Genomic DNA, 18,501 nt, shown 5'->3' with positions numbered 1-18,501 from the left:
AGCATTAAATAAAAATACTAAAGATATAGTAAATGATTGCTGCTAATATTGCTGAAATTGGAATGGTTAAAACCCAAGCCCATAACAAGCTTACAGTCATTCCCCATCGTACGGCTGAAACTCTTTTAGTAAGTCCAACTCCAATGATAGATCCAGTAATAGTATGCGTTGTACTTACAGGCACTTTAAAATGCTCTGTAAAATATAATGTCAATGCTCCTGCAGTTTCTGCGGCAACACCTTCAAAAGAAGTCACTTTTGTAATTTTTGACCCCATTGTTTTGACGATTTTCCATCCTCCGCTTAAGGTTCCTGCCGCAATAGCAGAATAACAAGCTAAAGGAATCCATCCTGGCATTTTAAAGGCACCTTCATCATTTGGCAACACTACATCTAACCAAGCTGGTAACGTTTCTTGTGCTACTCCACTAGTGTGAATATAAACAGCAACAGCTGCAGCAATAATACCCATCACTTTTTGTGAATCATTCCCACCATGTCCTAAACTAAAGGCTGCAGAAGATAATAATTGCATTTTTTTCAACCATGCCGTAGCTTGATGTAAATTTAAACTACTGAATATTAAACAGAATGTGCTTATTGACAGGACTATAAAAGCGACCAAAAACCATTTGATATTATGTGCTTCAAAAGCGACACTCCAAAAATGAGAATCAAAACGAGGTTTTTCAATCTGATCGTAATAAACCATTTGGCTTTCTACAAACCAAATTGTCAAGACCATTAAAGAAGTTGTAAAAATCTTTGGGTAAATACTCTTTTTAGAGGCATTAAGAAGCCATATCGATATCAAGTAAGAGATTAAAGCTCCTAACAATGGTGCCAGTATAATAAAAGCAACAATGATTAAAACTCCTGAAGGCATACCGCCATCTTTTCCTTCTTTGTACCAAGAAACTACACCAAAACCTGCATGAGCAATTGCTGCTCCGGCAAAACCACCAATTAAGGTATGTGATGAACTGGATGGAATTCCTTGCCACCAAGTAAATAAATTCCAGATGATTGCCGCTATTACACCGGCAAGGATTACAACCAAGTTGATATCCATGGTATTGGCCGTTTTTGCAACAGTATCTGCTACACCAAAACCAAAAACCCAATACGCCAAAAAGTTAAAGAATGCCGCCCAAACTACTGCTTGGAAGGGAGTTAATACTTTTGTGGCAACAACAGTTGCTATAGCATTGGCAGCATCATGAAAACCGTTGATGTAATCAAATATTAAAGCTAGGACTATAATAACTATAAGTAGAGTAAATTCCATAATTATAATTTCAGAATAAAACCGATTGAATTAAGAATGTTTTACAGAAATTGATTCTAAAACACTAGCTACACTTTTACATTTATCAGCAGCAGTTTCTAAAACTGACAATACTTCTTTGTACTTGATAATGTTTTTCGCATCCGTTTCGTTTTCGAATAAATCAAGAACTGCTTTATCATAAACATTATCTGATTTATTTTCTAACTTATTAATTCTAACGCAAGCATCTGTAATATTCTTGATTTTTTTCAAATCTCTTAATTCTCTTACTGCAACATCAATATTTTGACATGCTTCAAGATTGATTTCAGTCAGTTTTCTGATAGATTTTGTGATTTTATCTACTTGATATAACTTCATTCTACTTGCTGCACCGTGAAGGTTATCAGCAACATTGTCAATTGAAGTAATCAATGAGTGTATGTCTTCTCTATCGAATGGAGTAATGAAGTTTCTACTCAACTCTAAATTTGTTTGACGAGTAATGTCTTCTCCTTTTTGCTCTAAAGCATCAATTTTTTGAAAAAGAACCTCACGTTCCTTCAAAGGAAGATTTACAGCTTCGTGTAAGTTAGTAGCAATTTCAATTAAATTACTAGAAGCTTCCTCAAAAAGAGGGAAGAACTTTTTATCTTTAGGAACCAAAAATTGGAAAAAATTATTTATGTTCATTTCATTAAAATTTAGTTGGCAAAATTAGTTCATTATTTTACGTTAATGTTAAGCAATTGTTAACAAATCGTTTTCTATTTGAAAAGTATTTAAAAAAGAAACGGTATTCTCAATATCATAGTGTAAAATTCGGTCTTCTTTTATCAATGGAACTTCCTCCCGATACGCACTTAAAAACATCTCAATAAAATCACTTGACAGCAACGGTCTTCTGTATTCAATGGCTTGCGAAGCATTCATTAGTTCAATCGCTAAAATTCGTTCCAGATTATCCAAAACACGCAACGCTTTTGTAGCAGCATTTGCACCCATACTTACATGATCTTCTTGTCCATTACTGGAAACAATACTATCAATACTGGCTGGTGTTGCCAATTGTTTATTTTGGCTGGCGATACTGGCCGCGGTGTATTGCGGAATCATTAGTCCGGAATTCAATCCTGGATTATCCACTAAAAAAGCAGGAAGATTACGCAACCCAGAAATTAATTGATACGTCCTACGTTCTGAGATACTTCCTAATTCCGCCAAAGCGATTGCCATGAAATCTAAGGCTAATGCCAATGGCTGTCCATGAAAATTACCTCCAGAAATGATTTGGTCACTCTCAATGAATATATTAGGATTATCCGTCACCGAATTGATTTCTGTTTTGAAAACTTTCTTTACATAATCAAACGCATCTTTTGATGCACCGTGAACTTGCGGCATACATCGAAAAGAATACGGATCTTGTACATGTATTTTTACTTGTTCAATAATCTCACTTCCTTCTAAAAATCCTTTTATACGATTTGCCGTTACAATTTGTCCTTTATGAGGTCTGATAAAATGAATCAATTCATGGAAAGGTTCTATTCTTCCATCAAAAGCTTCTAATGAAATTGTACCAATTAAATCTGCCAAATAAGAGAACTTACTGACTTTCATCAAAATATGCGCTCCATAAGCACTCATAAATTGGGTTCCGTTCAATAAAGCCAATCCTTCTTTAGACTGTAATACAATTGGTTTCCAGTCAAAATGCTTCAAAACTTCACTGGAATGCACTTTATTACCTTCAAAATACACATCGCCTTCACCTAATAATGGCAATGATAAATGCGCCAAAGGTGCCAAATCTCCCGAAGCTCCAAGAGAACCTTGCGTATAAATTACCGGAAGAATATCATTATTATAAAATGCAATCAATCGCTCAACCGTTTGCAATTGGATTCCGGAATGTCCATAACTCAAGGATTGAATTTTAAGCAGCAACATCAATTTTACAATTTCGGTTGGCACTTCTTCTCCTGTTCCACAAGAATGCGATTTCACTAAATTTTCTTGTAGTTTTGACAAGTTCTCGTTTGAAATTTTCACATTACAAAGTGAGCCAAATCCTGTATTGATACCATAAATCGGTTCTGAATGCGAAGCCATTTTTTTATCTAAATAATCCCTGCATTTTTGAATATTAACTTTGGCTTCTTCAGACAATGCTAATAATTTACCATGAGAAATAATTTCTTCTAACGTTTCAAAACTGAGTAATTGCGTACTTATATAATGTGTATTGTCCATTTTTATTTTCTAATTAAAGGGTAAAATTCAATAAATCTATATTAATAAACAACATTTATTGATGATAATTTAAAATTCAAACCTAAAAACAAACCAACGTTAAGTTTTATGCATAAAAAGTTACAAATTAAGTGACTTGAAATCTGAGACATAAAGCGCTCCGATTAGTACGAGTTGTAACAATCCATTTCAGAAATAGTTAATAAAACTGCTAAAAACGGCTTTATTACAGGAATTAATTATTCCTATAAAGTTATAAAACGAATTGCAAATCGTTTGATTTTTTTAATAAAAATACGAATAGCTCCAACATAAGCCTTCAAAACTAAACAATATTCAATATTCCTCTGAATGGAATTGAAAAATTAAAATATTCGCAAAAACGAAATTAAAGGCTTCCGTTTTTATAAAAAACTGTACTTTTGAAAAATCAAATGACAAACAACAGAACAACATATCACTCTTCGATTTCGACTCAACTTTGGGTTGCTTCTTCTGTTACATTTACTACAACAACTACTACCCCTTAGGGGTATACATTTTACATATAATCCTATTATTATATTTTTTTTCTAAAGAAAGGAAGTTCTTGGGTATATAATAAACATTTGCATTTTTTACATAAAATAAACAAAAATGAAAGTATTAAAATTTGGTGGAACTTCGGTTGCCAATGCACAAAATATAAAACTGGTTTTAGATATCGTTATCAATAAAGCAAAAGAGGAAAAATTAATTGTTGTCGTTTCTGCTTTTAGTAAAATTACAGATTTGCTTCAACTTGCTTCTCAAAAAGCAGCTGCCGGTGACGAAAGCTTTAAAGAAATTCTTGCCGAGTTAGAGAAAAAACATTTAGACGCTTTAAAAGAACTTATTCCTGTAAGCGAACAAAGCAGTCTCTTAAGTCATATAAAAAGAATCATTAATCATCTTGAAACTTTATTGGATGGTTGTTATCTTTTGGGGGAATTATCTCCTAGAACTTCAGATACTATTTTAAGTTTTGGTGAATTATTGTCTTCTTATATTATTGCTGAAGCATTAAAACAAAATCTAAAAAACAGCAGTTATAAGGACAGCCGAGAATTAATCAAAACCGACAATCATTTTGGAAAAGCCACAGTAAACTTTGAAGTTTCAAATCAATTAATTGCTGATTTTTTTGCTTCGAATGAAAATCAAGTCGTTGTAATGCCCGGATTTATTGCCGCATCAATGGACGGAATCAATACTACTTTAGGTCGTGGTGGTTCTGATTATACCGCCGCCATTCTCGCCGGAGCATTGAATGCAACTGATTTAGAAATTTGGACTGACGTCAACGGAATGTACACTGCCAATCCAAAAATCGTAAAACAAGCCCAACCTATAGCCTTCATTTCCTACCAAGAAGCGATGGAATTGTCTCATTTTGGTGCCAAAGTTTTATATCCTCCAACTATTCAGCCCGTGTTGAGAAAGAACATTCCAATTCTTATCAAAAACACTTTCGAACCGGAAGCCGAAGGAACTTATATTTCAAATCAGGAAATGGATCACACTAATCCTGTAAAAGGAATTAGCCATATCGATAATATCACTTTGATTACGCTTGAAGGACCTGGAATGATTGGTGTTACCGGTTCTTCCAAAAGGCTTTTTGAGGTATTGTCACATGAAAATATCAACGTGATTTTTATTACGCAAGCTTCATCGGAACATTCTATTTGTATCGGAATTCTAAACTCAGATGCTGATGTGGCAGAAGATGCTATCAACCGCGCTTTTGAAGTGGAAATTTTACAAAACAAAATCGATCCTTGTATCGTTGAAAAAAACCTTTGCATCATTGCTTTGGTTGGTGAAAACATGAAAAATCATCAAGGTTTAAGCGGTCGCATGTTTAGTACTTTGGGTAAAAACAACGTAAACATAAGAGCGATTGCGCAAGGTGCTTCCGAAAGAAATATTTCGGCAGTAATCAACGAAAGAGATGTGAAAAAAGCATTGAATTCGCTGCATGAAAACTTTTTCGAAGAAAACACTAAACAATTAAACCTATTTGTAATGGGTGTTGGAAATGTGGGAGAGAAATTCATCGAGCAGATTTACCAACAAAATAAATTCCTAAAAGACAATCTGAAAATAAATGTACGCGTTATTGCTTTATCTAATTCCAGAAAAATGCATTTTGACGAGGACGGAATCTCCTTAAAAAATTGGCAATCTGCTTTAGAAAATGGCGAAGAAGCCAATAAAGAAAAGTTTCTTTATACTGTAAAAGAGCTCAATTTACGCAATAGTATTTTTGTTGATATTACTGCAAACGAAAGCGTGTCTAAAACGTATGAGCAGTATTTAAAACGCAATATTGCCGTAGTGACTTGTAACAAAATCGCCTGTGCATCAGAATACGATAATTATAAAAAACTAAAAAAACTATCCCGACAGTTCAATGCTCCGTTTCTATTTGAAACCAATGTTGGAGCTGGATTACCAATTATTGATACCGTAAAAAATCTGATTGCTTCAGGGGACAAAGTGAATAAAATTCAAGCCGTTTTATCGGGAAGTTTGAACTTTATTTTTAATAATTTCAATGAAAATAATACTTTTCATGACGTTGTTAAAGAAGCTGGTGTGCAAGGATTTACAGAACCGGACCCGAAGATTGATTTGAGCGGAATTGACGTTGCCAGAAAGATATTAATTTTGATACGAGAAAGCGGTTATAAAATGGAAATTGACGAGATTGTCAATGAATCTTTTATGCCTGCAGAATGTTTGGACACTACAAATAACGAAGCCTTTTTCAAATCTTTAATAGAACACGCAGCTCATTTTGAAACTATTTATAAAGAAGCGTTGAGCAAAGACTCCCGATTAAAATACGTAGCGCAATTTGAAAACGGGAAAGCAAATGTTGGATTGCGTTTTATCCCGAAAGACCATCCTTTTTACAATCTGGAAGGAAAAGACAATATCGTATTGTTTTTCACGGACCGTTATGTAGACCAACCTTTATTGATAAAAGGAGCCGGTGCCGGAGCTGCAGTTACCGCTTCAGGAATATTTGCTGATGTGATTAGAATTGGAAACGTATAAATAAGTCGTAAAGTCAAATGTCATAAAGTCTAAAAGTTAATCACTTGATTTTATATTCATTCCTAAGACTTTACCACTTTATGACTTTAGACTTTAAGACTACTATTATGAATGAAATAAAAATATTTTGCCCCGCTACAATCGCCAATCTTTCCTGCGGATTTGATGTCCTTGGACTGTGTTTAGAAACTGCGGGGGACGAAATGATTATTCGAAAATCCGATATAAAAGGGATTCGCATCACTAAAATTGTGGGGGACGATTTGCCTTTGGAAACTGAAAAAAATGTTGCTGGAGTATCTGCTTTGGCGATGTTGGAAGCCATTGAAACCGAATTCGGATTCGAAATCGAAATCTACAAACACATCAAAGCCGGAAGCGGAATTGGAAGCAGTGCTGCAAGTTCAGCAGGAGCTGTTTTTGGAATCAATGAATTATTAGGCCGTCCATTTACACGCAAAGAATTAGTTTTATTTGCCATGCAAGGCGAAAAACTAGCCAGTGGAAACGCTCATGCCGATAACGTTGCTCCTGCCCTTTTAGGCGGATTTACGTTGGTGAGAAGTTCAAATCCGTTGGATATTATCAAAATAGAAAGTCCATCAGAATTATACGCAACCGTAGTTCATCCTCAAATTGAGTTGAAAACTTCGGATGCGCGATCGGTATTAAAACAAACCGTTTCCTTAAAAAGTGCTATTACGCAATGGGGAAATGTGGGCGGATTAATCGCTGGATTGTACACCAAAGATTACGATTTAATCGGTCGGTCGTTGCATGATGAAATTGTAGAACCGTTACGCAGTGTGTTGATTCCGGGATTTGATTTAATCAAGCAAACGGCTTTAGAAAATGGAGCCTTAGGTTCTGGAATATCAGGTTCAGGTCCTTCTATTTTTGCTTTAAGCAAAGGAGAAGCAACCGCTAATAAAATAGCCAAAGCTATGAGCGCTGTGTACGATACAATGAATTTACCGTATGAAATTCACGTTTCCAAAGTGAATGATGAAGGAATGAAAATACTGACTCCCTAACCCCCGAAGGGGGAATAAAGGAATAAAATTATTGATTTTAAAATTACAATAAACACATTCTAAATCCAGTTTCGTCTCCCTTCCCTTTGGGGAGGGTTGGGGTGGAGATTCTAAAATAATACACATAATGAAATATTACAGTTTAAACCATAACGCACCCAAAGTTTCTTTTCAAGAAGCCGTAATACAAGGATTAGCAACAGATAAAGGATTGTATTTTCCGGAAACCATTACCCCGTTAGCACCTGCTTTTTTTGATACTATCGAAAATTTAAGCAATGAAGAAATTGCTTTTGAAGCGATTCAACAATTTGTGGGTGACGAAATTCCGGCAGAAACTTTAAAACAAATCATTACCGAAACCTTATGTTTTGATTTTCCTGTGGTCGAAGTCGAAAAAGGCATTTATTCCCTTGAATTGTTTCATGGCCCTACGATGGCTTTCAAGGATGTAGGCGCGAGATTCATGTCGCGTTGTTTGGGCTACTTCAATAAAGACAACAAAGACAGTAAAAACACCGTTCTTGTAGCAACTTCCGGTGATACTGGTGGCGCTGTGGCCAGTGGTTTCCTTGGCGTAAAAGGTGTTGAAGTGATTATCCTGTATCCATCCGGAAAAGTGAGTGATATCCAGGAAAGACAATTGACCACTTTAGGTCAGAATATTAAAGCGCTTGAAGTAGACGGTGTTTTTGATGATTGTCAGGATATGGTGAAAAAAGCTTTTCTGGACGAAAGTTTAAAACATAAAAACCTAACTTCGGCAAATTCGATAAATATTGCGCGCTGGTTGCCACAAATGTTTTATTTCTTCTTTGCGTATAAAGCATTAAAGAAACAAAAAAAACCATTAGTTTTCTCTTGCCCAAGTGGGAATTTCGGTAATATTTGCGCGGGTATCATTGCCAAAAAAATGGGATTACCTGTTGAACATTTTGTAGCGGCTACGAATGTGAATGATACGGTTCCAAGATTTTTAGAAAACGGAATTTACGATCCAAAACCTTCCAAAGCGACAATTTCGAATGCGATGGATGTTGGAAATCCAAGTAATTTCATCCGTATTCAGGAAATGTACCAAAATGATTTGGAGCAGTTCAAAAAAGATTTTTCTTCGTTTACGTTCTCAGATGCCAAAACTATTGAAGCGATGAAAACCATTTACAATACAGATGGTTACATTGCAGAACCTCACGGAGCAGTTGGATATCTTGGTTTGAAAAAAGAATTACAAAACCACCCAAATGCGATTGGTATTTTCTTAGAAACGGCTCACCCGATTAAGTTTTTGGATACGGTAGAACCAACATTAAACGTAAAACTGCCTATTCCTACCCAAATTGAAAGCGTTTTAGGAAAGGAAAAAGTAAGTACTAAAATTAAAACCTATGAGGAATTGAAAGTGTTTTTGGTATAAAATTTCATCTAAACAATTAAACCGCAATGGATTTAAAGTCCATAGATTTGGTTTGGCAGACTAAAGTCTGCAAGGTTAAAATGGGAACAAAAAAATTAAACCGCAGATTCGCAAATTAAACACATCAAAGCTGAATAAATAATTCGCAAATTAGCTCTAAAGTTTTTAGAAGCGAAAGCGAAATACACTAAAGTGCATAGTTTTAACTATATTCTGTGAGCAATAAAAAAAACGACTAAGAATTCAATTTTAGTCGTTTTTTTGTACCCAAATAAATCTGGTCATAAAGTAGTTCTAAACTTATGTTTTAGAACACAAAAAAACAATTCTACCAGTTTTACACATCAATTTTAAATATATAATTATGAGTAATTTACAGGAAAATAAAGCGATAAATTCCGTCACAAAAAAATAAAATTCCAGATCTGAAAATATAGCTTGAATATGATTTAAATTATACCTACTTTTGCAAAAAAATTGAGTTGTCTCATTCAGGTCTTGTCTGAGTATAAAAACAACCTCAACCTCATTAAAAAAATGAAGTATTTAATAAACTGTTTAAATGTAACTACAAAAGCAACAGATTAAAAATACTTCAAAAAAACTACCTGATAAAGTAGCTTCCCATATCAACATAATTTATTAAAAGAAGGAGAAAAAAGTTTATGACGGATCATAGCATGAATGCTGTTAGTTTTGAAATTGAATTATTGGATAAGCACAAAGATTATAGGAATCAATATAGATCAAATGATTTGTATTGGGGAGTAGGAATCGAAAATGAATGTTATTTAGAGTTTGAAAATCATCGTGTGGTGGACAAACATTTTTTGCTGACTAAAGGACTTCATGAAAAGTATAGTGTCAATCATTTCAAGAATTACAAAGAAAATATATACACGAATTCATTGCAAAAAATATTATCCGATAAAGAATATTATTTGCCGGTACTAATGAACTCCCATTCGTTTACAAAAACGGACATCAACAACCAGCACAAGACTTTTGATCCCATAGATAATGAACCGAATCCTGACTATTCAGGGGAAAGTATCTTTGAAATACTACAAAAAAACAATCCTTATTTTATAGATGAGCTTCAAAAAGAATTTATTTTTGACGGCGATACAGTTGAATTTGTTACGCAAAAATTTTACAAAACAGATGTTGACTCGGTAATTGCTGAACTAGCAACAATAAAACAAGGTTTCATAAACAATTTGCAAAATGCCTTTGATAAAGACAAAATCTTTACGGAATACGGCGCCATAAAAATATGTTCTAAAAATCATCCCTTTGCCATATTTATTTCAAACAACACAAATTATTCTGTTTTTAATAATATGACCTATCACTTCAATTTAACTATTCCAACTGAGTTAAATATGGATGGAGAAATTAAGGACAAATTAAGTTTTATAAAAAAACACCAGAAGGCTATTCGATTATTCCAATGGTTGAGTCCCTTATTTATGATAAAATTTGGTTCTTCTGATTATTTATCGCATAATGACAGCAGCGTCAATTTGACAAAAGCATCACAACGATGTGCCATGTCAAGATACATTGGAGTGGGCACCTATGACACCGATGTGATGAAAACCGGGAAGATTGTCCAGATGAATTTTGACGAACACCCGATGCATGAGAATCCAATGTGGTGGGTGAACCGTTATTCTGAAATATCAGATTATGAAAAAATTGATAAAATTGGGCTTGACATCAATTTTCACAAACATAAAAATCATGGCATTGAGTTTAGAATATTTGATTATTTCGACGAAAAATACTTACAGGAAGTTTTGAATTTTCTTGTTTTTATTATGGATCATGCCCTATTAAACGAAATCGAAAATCCTATTTGCGATTTGGAATGGAACAACTTTGTCTATGAGTCTATTATACACGGCAAAGAAACCTGTGTACCATCAAACCTTATCGTTCTTTTAGAAAACATATTGTCTATTAAAATAGAATCGAATGAACCTTTACTAATTTACGATCAAATATACAGTAGTTTACATGCTACTTATTATGAAAATGGCTTTTGCAGTTCTTTACTAATTAAAAAACAAGCATGCACTGCAAATGCAATAGTATCTTTTTAAAATAACCCGTAAATAAATACACTTCTTGTTGACTGTAAACCTACAAGAAGTGTAATTACTCACAAGAAGTTTTTTTAACTAATCGTGATAATAAAAGATAGCGGAGGTATATCCTTTTTCCGGATCTTTATTATCCCACCAATCTTCTCTAATTTCTGAAAAATAATTATAATTATCAGCACCTGCTTGGGACTGCAACGGATAAATAACTTTGCCGTCTTTTCTATAGGCTTTATCAGAATCCGTTTCTGGAACCACCACTACTATATGCCCTGATTTATTCAAGATGAATCTTTTGGCACAGATGATTCCTACTCCACCATTGGCATTTACTTTCTTTTGAAGTTCATTAACATCATCGATTCTTTCCCATCCAAACTCATTCCCCGATTGTAAAAACCAATCATAAATATAGTTTGAATAAAAAGGTTTTACCGTATCATCAAAAACCAATGCTACTTCGTTCCCTTTCTCCAGTTGCTCGATTGCGGTATCAGTCCATCTCAGTCTGGGAATATAGACCTTGGCAAAAAAACAATAATCAAAAGTATAAATATTACAGTAGGTATCCGATGCATCTTTCTGATACCGGAAACTTTTGGAAACATCCAGCGCATTGATTATGTTGCGAATTGATGTCAGTTTAGACTCAAGACTCGTTAAATCCCTAAAAGGAATCGAAGGATCGCCAATAGGTTTGTACGTTTCCTCTTTACTGTCTAGACTTGCTTTTGCACCCGGTTCAAAATTAGGCACTTCAATATCCGTACTTTTTTCATTAGTTTCATCAACGAGCTCTATGTCTTTTGAAAACACAAAACCCTCTTTTTCAGTGTTTAAAAGTTTTACTTTCCACCAATCTGATGCTGTTTTCTCAATTAATTTAACGGTATGTCTAAAAGGTATTTGTATTAAAATTTTGGAATTATCATTCGTTGCCGGAAAATCTCTGAGATTTAATGACGGAGTAGCGACTCTATATTTCATACTAATCAGTTAATTATAAATGATTCTACAGCCAAAATACTAAAAAACAACCAAGAAAGCACCACAGGAAACCTTAATTTTAAGATTTTTTTTGAACTATTTCTAAAAACTAATAGTGACAAACAGCAATAATGAGTCCTATTTAGCCCGAAGAAAAAGGGAGTGTATACATTAAAATTTAGACGGAATTGAAAGTGTTTTTAGACATGGGATTCAAAGATCTATTCTAAAACACAAACAGACTGAGAAGTAATTTTCAGTTAGTTTTTTATGAAAAAATTATATTCAATGTCAAATCGAGCGCAGTCTGATTAAATTAGTTTTATGTAAGTAAAATCATTAAGTTTGATATGATGTAGAAAAGCATTTTTTACGGTATAAAGTCTACCCTATTGGTTTAGATTTAAATTATTTATAATATAATAAACTTATTAATAATTAAAACTATTACATTATAAATAAAATAAAAGATGAGTATATTTAATAATTTGGGGTTCAAAGAAAATCCGATCGCTCGGATGTATACAATTTCTCTCGCTTGGATAGCGCGGAAATTCTCTCCGTGCCCACAATACTGAGAAACTGCAACTACATAAAAAACAAAATAAGCTACTGATTTAAAAGGATGTAGCTTTTTTCATACCTTGGCTCTACAATAAAAACCAAACAGAAAAACTATGAACACAACAGAACAAACACCACTACAGCAGAAGCCATCAAAGTTCAGTATCAAAAATATTTTTCTTCCTGATTACGAAAATTACGAAGGGGTTCGCAGAATAAATATCTATGTGATGCGGCTGTTTTTCGCATTAATGTTTATTTTTGTTGCCACAGATTCCTGGACAGTTATTCTTACCCATGAAGGTGATTGGGATCCAACAAGGGCAGTTGCTTGGTGCACTTGGGCTGCCTACTCAACACTGGCGCTTTTGGGTGTATTCCATACGTTGCGCATGTTACCCATTATGCTTTTTATGATTTTCTACAAAGGACTTTGGCTTATAGTTGTCGCTTATCCTTTATGGTCAGCCGGCACGCTCAAAGGTTCACCAGCCGAAGGAATGGCGTATATGTTTTCCGGAATTATCATACCAATACTCTTCATGCCTTGGAAATATGTGTTCAAAAAATACATTTTAATAGAGACAAAAAAGAAATGATTTTTAATTGAAATTACTTCTTGTGGAAAATAAAATTTATTCATTAAAAAACAAAACGGCTGAAAAAAAATTTCAGCCGTTTTGTTTTTGGAAATAATGCTATACTATTTCAAATCGAGTGGAGTTAAAAACCAGATTTCTTGGTTTTTACCAGTAAAAAGAGTGCTACAATTTATTAAACTTAAACTTCTGTCCGCCAACCGACGCCTCGTACATGAGTCCGCCTTTCTGCATAGTGAACACCATAACGCCATCCGTATATTTTACATTTGCCGAAGCGCCTTCAGTTACGGCTACCGCTGAAGCTTGTGCGGAAAACTCGAATCGGCTCTCTTTAAACCGGTTCATTTCGTTTTTTGTTTCAAAAAATATCACCTCCCGATAGGCTTGTCCGCCAGCCTGAAATCCTATGCTCAATTGCGTCAACTTGGCCATTCCTATTCGCTTGTTCTGCTCATAGACCACACCGTTACCAGCTGCTCCTCCAACACCGATTCCTCCCTTTCCAACATTAGGAAAAATAACATAACCATAGGCTTTATCAAAAAGTGCTTTCATCAACGGGTCGCTTTTAATGAACTCAGCTTTTGCTGTTTTGCTGTCAGCAATAATTTTATTCTTTTTAGCAGTCGATTGCCCAAATATTGGATTTATGTTTATTACACATGCCATCACTATTACCCAAATAATATTTAAATTTTTCATAATTATAGCTATTAAATTGTTGTAAATTTTCTTTATTCAAAGATAAAAAAAAATTTCTGTTTAATAATTAAATATATTGATTATCAACACTATATACACAATTATATACATTTAAAGAATAATTATTTCATTAAAAAAGGAAGTGATTACCGCCTTTTTTCTACCTTTGAAAAACATAAAGTAATAACCATAGAATAGAAGTATAATCCATGATTACAAAAGCAACTGTAGAAGACGTTTCCCTTTTAAATACATTAATCAATTCAGCGTATCGCGGCGAATCTTCTAAAAAAGGATGGACTACTGAAGCCAACATTTTAGAAGGACTCCGAACTACTGAACAAGAACTGACAGAAACGATTCAAAATCCTAAAAATACGTTTCTGAAATTTACAGAGAATAACCAGATTATAGGTTGCGTATTGTTGATTGAAAAGGAGCAACAATTGTATTTAGGAATGCTGACGGTTTCACCGGAATTGCAAAATAGTGGTCTTGGAAAAAAGTTATTGCAACAGGCTGAAATTCATGCTTCGGCAATGGGATTACCAAAAATTGTAATGACTGTAATAGCTGTTCGGGAAGAATTAATTGCTTGGTACAAACGCAACGGCTATGAAGATACCGGAGCAAGAGAACCATTTCCGGCAAGCGATGTTCATATTCCAATTACGGAACAGCCTTTGGAATTTATTGTTTTGGAGAAAAAAGTTTAGAATTAGTAATAATCAATCTTAAATCGAAATAAATGGCAACTAATAGCAAAACACTTGTTGTAAAAGATTCAGAAGAAAAAACAATTTTGGTTTCCAGAACATTTTCTGCGCCACTTGAAAAAGTCTGGCGTGCGTATACTGAAAGTGAATTATTGGAACAATGGTGGGCACCAAAACCTTGGAAAGCCGAAACCAAATCGATGCACTTTTCTGTTGGCGGTTATTGGTTGTACGCGATGGTGGGTCCCGAAAATGAAAAGCATTGGGGACGAATGGACTATACAGCCATAACACCCCATTTAAGTTTTGAAATTAAGGATAGTTTTTGTGACGAAGAGGGAACTGTAAATACTTCCTTGCCAGTTTCTTCAGGAACTATTGTTTTTACGACAACAGAATCGGGTACTTTGGTTGAATTCAAGATGTTTTATTCCAGTGAAAAAGAGATTGAAACCATGATTGAAATGGGCTTTGAACAAGGCATTACTGCTTGTCTCGAGCAATTGGAAGCGTTATTTCAAGAAAATAAAATCTAGCGATTACCAAAATTTCTATCCAATTTAGGGCAGCTCGCGTAAGGGATTGCGGCGGTATCCTTTATTTTTTTTCTTTAAAAAAATAAAGATAGAGCCAAAAGCCCGACCCCAAAGCTGCAGATACGTAAATAGAAAAGGGAGTTTTGTGCTTTGGGGTTACGCCCAAATAAGGTTTCATGGTTTGGAAATTACAATTCTGCTTTCTGTTTTTGTCACTCTATTAAAAAGCAATATATTAGTGCTTTCAAAATTGTTTCAAAAAAACAGTATTGAAATACCTCAAACCTATCTTTTTATGAAAAAAACAGTACTATCCTTGCTCTTAGTTGGATTTTTTACGGCTTTGCATGCCCAGCCACAAAAAACACCCACAACACCTGCCGCTCCAAAAGAAGAAAATTCAGCCGCAAATCTCACTTTCAATCCGGATTCGCATGTGGTAACGGAACATTCTACGACTATCAAAGGTCAAAAAGTGTCCTATAAGGCCACAACTGGTACGATGCCAGTTTGGGACGAAGACGGAAAAGCAATTGCCGGTTTATTTTATACGTATTACGAACGCTCCGATGTAAAAGATCGTGCCGCCCGTCCTTTGGTTATTTCCTTTAATGGCGGTCCAGGTTCGGCTTCGGTTTGGATGCAGATTGCCTATACCGGTCCAAGTTTAATCAATATTGATGATGAAGGCTATCCGTTACAGCCTTATGGAATCAAGGAAAATCCATATTCAATTTTGGATGTTGCCGATATTGTTTTTGTAAATCCGGTCAATACCGCGTATTCAAGAGCTACTAGCAAAGAAATACCAACCACTAAATTCTTCGGTGTAAATGCCGACATTAAATACCTCGCCGACTGGATCAATGGATTTGTATCCCGAACCAATCGTTGGGCTTCACCAAAATATTTGATTGGTGAAAGTTATGGTACTACACGCGTTTCCGGACTTGCGCTTGAATTGCAAAACAGCGAATGGATGTATCTGAACGGTGTTATTCTGGTATCGCCAACTGAATTGGGAATCACTCGCGGAGTGGCTTCTGAAGCGGCACTGAAACTGCCTTATTTTGCCGCTACCGCTTGGTATCACAAAATGCTGCCTTCTGATTTACAAAACAAAGATTTGACCGCAATGTTACCGGAAGTGGAAGACTTTACGATAAATGAGCTGCTTCCTGCATTGAGCAAAGGAGGCGCATTAGACGACCAAAAAAGAAAAGAAATGGCTGCTAAAATTGCCCGCTATTCCGGACTTTCGGAAAAAGTGGTTTTGCAAAATAATTTAGATGTTCCCTATGATTATTTCTGGAAAGAATTGTTGCGCGATCAAGGGTTTACGATAGGAAGATTAGATTCCCGCTATAAAGGAATTGACCGTAAAGCGGCTGGTGACGGACCTGATTTTAATGCGGAACTTACTTCATGGCTCCACTCCTTTACTCCTGCCATCAATATGTACTTGCGCAATAATTTGAATTACAAAACCGATTTCAAATACAATATGTTTGGTTCTGTGAGACCTTGGGACGATTCCAATGATAAAACCGGGGAAAACCTGCGTCAAGCCATGGCGCAAAATCCGTATTTGCATGTAATGGTTCAGTCCGGATATTATGACGGCGCCTGTGATTATTTTAACTCGAAATATAACATGTGGCAAATGGATCCAAGCGGAAGGCTAAAAGACAGAATGTCCTGGAAAGGCTATAGAAGCGGTCACATGATGTACTTAAGAAAAGTAGATTTGGAAACTGCTAACGAAGATATCAGACAATTTATAAAACAATCCTTGCCTAAAGCCGGAGAATCGGCGAAATATTAGGTTTGGTATTATTTTTATAAAAAGGCTGTTCAAAATGATTTTGAACAGCCTTTTTTTTGTGCTTTACAAATACAATAACTAATATAAAAATCCATATCAGCCTTAATGGGTAAAACAAACCGTATTTTTGCAGCGTGAAGAAATCAGTTTCAATTATTGGAGGAGGACCCGCAGCACTTATACTCGCTGCGTTACTGGATTGCAAGAAATTTAAGGTTACCATCTACGAAAAAAACAAAACACTGGGAAGAAAATTTCTGGTGGCCGGAAAAGGAGGATTTAACCTTACCCATTCGGAACCTATTGCTGAACTTATAGCACGGTATACACCACCGCATTTTCTGGAAAAAGCACTACTTGATTTTGACAACGACGATTTTCGGAATTGGATTGATTCCATTGGTATTCCAACCTTTATCGGCAGTAGTAAACGCGTGTATCCTGAAAGCGGTATTAAACCCATAACGGTACTCAACGCTATTCTCAATGTTTTGGCTAAACAAGGTGTCGATATTCAATACCAACATACTTGGACGGGTTGGACGAGCAATGATGATATCGTTTTCAATGCTGATACAGAAATAAAATCAGACTATACCATTTTTGCCTTGGGCGGTGGCAGCTGGAAGGTAACCGGTTCTGATGGCATCTGGCTTGATTTATTCGAAAAGCAAGATATCGGTATCATTCCTTTTCAATCTTCTAATTGTGCTTACCAAGTCAACTGGCCGGAAGATTTTATTTTGGAACATGAAGGCAGTCCGCTTAAAAACATAGCGATTAGCTGTATGAATAAAAGACAAAAAGGCGAAGCAGTTATCACACGTTTCGGTTTAGAAGGAAATGCGATTTATGCCCTTAGTCCACAAATCAGGGAGGAATTGGAGAGCCAACAAAAGGCAACTATTTTTCTGGATATGAAACCAACATTGCGTTATGACGATTTGCTTGAAAAGATTAGAAAATCAACCTTTAAAAAGACGAGCGAAACACTACAAAAAGAAGTTAAATTGAGTTCCGCACAGGTTGGACTTTTGAAAAAATACCTTTCAAAAGAAACCTACCTGAATCCGGACTTATTGGCACAAAATATTAAAAAATTGAGCATCGAAATCACCGGTTCTGCCCTATTGAACGATGCAATATCTACAACAGGCGGTGTTCAATTGCATGCTGTGGATGAAAATTTCCAATTGAAAAATAAGAAACATCACTATTGTATCGGTGAAATGCTGGACTGGGACGCACCCACCGGCGGCTATCTTCTTCAGGCTTGCTCTAGTATGGGCATGCATCTTGCACGTCACCTGAATAGCATTTCTTAATTCTTAATATTCTAATGTTGACTGCAAAAAGTATTGTATTTGTGAGAAATGACTTCAAAACAGTTTTAAATTTTA

The 18,501-nt window shown here is 35.2% G+C and carries 14 protein-coding genes; 9 read left to right on the top strand and 5 right to left on the bottom strand.

Annotated features, from left to right (window positions below):
* Positions 1 to 4: 4 nt before the first annotated feature.
* From QLS97_RS09315 to hutH, 3 genes are read right to left on the bottom strand one after another with little or no spacing between them, the layout of a single operon-like run.
* Complete coding sequence (locus tag QLS97_RS09315) at positions 5 to 1,288, bottom strand: inorganic phosphate transporter (RefSeq protein WP_282716169.1); 1,284 nt, start codon at positions 1,286 to 1,288, stop codon at positions 5 to 7.
* 30 nt (positions 1,289 to 1,318) lie between these two features.
* On the bottom strand, positions 1,319 to 1,963 hold the full coding sequence (locus QLS97_RS09310) for a DUF47 domain-containing protein (protein WP_099715695.1): 645 nt from the start codon (positions 1,961 to 1,963) through the stop codon (positions 1,319 to 1,321).
* A gap of 48 nt (positions 1,964 to 2,011) precedes the next feature.
* Complete coding sequence (hutH, locus tag QLS97_RS09305) at positions 2,012 to 3,526, bottom strand: histidine ammonia-lyase (protein ID WP_282716166.1); 1,515 nt, start codon at positions 3,524 to 3,526, stop codon at positions 2,012 to 2,014.
* Between the two features lie 636 nt (positions 3,527 to 4,162).
* Here hutH and thrA point away from each other — a divergent pair.
* The 4 genes from thrA (at position 4,163) to QLS97_RS09285 (ending at position 11,169) form a co-directional block, all read left to right on the top strand.
* On the top strand, positions 4,163 to 6,610 hold the full coding sequence (gene thrA, locus QLS97_RS09300) for a bifunctional aspartate kinase/homoserine dehydrogenase I (RefSeq protein WP_282716164.1): 2,448 nt from the start codon (positions 4,163 to 4,165) through the stop codon (positions 6,608 to 6,610).
* Positions 6,611 to 6,717: 107 nt separating this feature from the next.
* Positions 6,718 to 7,644, top strand: coding sequence for a homoserine kinase (locus QLS97_RS09295; protein ID WP_282716478.1), 927 nt, complete (start codon positions 6,718 to 6,720; stop codon positions 7,642 to 7,644).
* 127 nt (positions 7,645 to 7,771) lie between these two features.
* Positions 7,772 to 9,061 carry a threonine synthase gene (thrC, locus tag QLS97_RS09290; protein ID WP_282716162.1) on the top strand — a complete coding sequence of 430 codons (1,290 nt, stop codon included), beginning with the start codon at positions 7,772 to 7,774 and terminating at the stop codon, positions 9,059 to 9,061.
* Positions 9,062 to 9,726: 665 nt separating this feature from the next.
* Positions 9,727 to 11,169: a hypothetical protein gene (locus tag QLS97_RS09285; protein ID WP_282716161.1), complete on the top strand. Its 1,443-nt coding sequence runs from the start codon at positions 9,727 to 9,729 to the stop codon at positions 11,167 to 11,169.
* A gap of 78 nt (positions 11,170 to 11,247) precedes the next feature.
* Here QLS97_RS09285 and QLS97_RS09280 read toward each other — a convergent pair whose 3' ends face one another.
* On the bottom strand, positions 11,248 to 12,156 hold the full coding sequence (locus tag QLS97_RS09280) for an SH3 domain-containing protein (RefSeq protein WP_282716158.1): 909 nt from the start codon (positions 12,154 to 12,156) through the stop codon (positions 11,248 to 11,250).
* Between the two features lie 677 nt (positions 12,157 to 12,833).
* Here QLS97_RS09280 and QLS97_RS09275 point away from each other — a divergent pair.
* Positions 12,834 to 13,319, top strand: coding sequence for a hypothetical protein (locus QLS97_RS09275; protein ID WP_282716156.1), 486 nt, complete (start codon positions 12,834 to 12,836; stop codon positions 13,317 to 13,319).
* A 165-nt stretch (positions 13,320 to 13,484) separates the two neighbouring features.
* On the opposite strand, the gene QLS97_RS09270 is transcribed toward QLS97_RS09275, so the two are convergent.
* A complete protein-coding gene (locus tag QLS97_RS09270) occupies positions 13,485 to 13,991 on the bottom strand; it encodes a lipid-binding SYLF domain-containing protein (protein WP_282716154.1) in 507 nt (168 codons plus the stop codon).
* A gap of 242 nt (positions 13,992 to 14,233) precedes the next feature.
* Between QLS97_RS09270 and QLS97_RS09265 the strand changes: the two genes are divergently transcribed.
* From QLS97_RS09265 to QLS97_RS09250, 4 genes are all read left to right on the top strand, one after another.
* Positions 14,234 to 14,740 carry a GNAT family N-acetyltransferase gene (locus QLS97_RS09265; RefSeq protein ID WP_282716152.1) on the top strand — a complete coding sequence of 169 codons (507 nt, stop codon included), beginning with the start codon at positions 14,234 to 14,236 and terminating at the stop codon, positions 14,738 to 14,740.
* 32 nt (positions 14,741 to 14,772) lie between these two features.
* Positions 14,773 to 15,276, top strand: a complete 504-nt coding sequence (locus QLS97_RS09260; RefSeq protein WP_282716151.1) for an SRPBCC family protein — start codon at positions 14,773 to 14,775, stop codon at positions 15,274 to 15,276.
* A 295-nt stretch (positions 15,277 to 15,571) separates the two neighbouring features.
* Positions 15,572 to 17,101, top strand: coding sequence for a S10 family peptidase (locus tag QLS97_RS09255; RefSeq protein WP_282716149.1), 1,530 nt, complete (start codon positions 15,572 to 15,574; stop codon positions 17,099 to 17,101).
* A gap of 134 nt (positions 17,102 to 17,235) precedes the next feature.
* Positions 17,236 to 18,426 (top strand): BaiN/RdsA family NAD(P)/FAD-dependent oxidoreductase, encoded by a 1,191-nt coding sequence (locus tag QLS97_RS09250; protein ID WP_282716146.1) that lies wholly within the window; start codon positions 17,236 to 17,238, stop codon positions 18,424 to 18,426.
* Positions 18,427 to 18,501: the final 75 nt, after the last annotated feature.

Source organism: Flavobacterium yafengii (genome assembly GCF_030010375.1).
Classification (GTDB): Bacteria; Bacteroidota; Bacteroidia; order Flavobacteriales; family Flavobacteriaceae; genus Flavobacterium; species Flavobacterium yafengii.
Note: the sequence above shows the minus strand (reverse complement) of the source record. Positions and strands in the feature narration are given on the sequence as shown.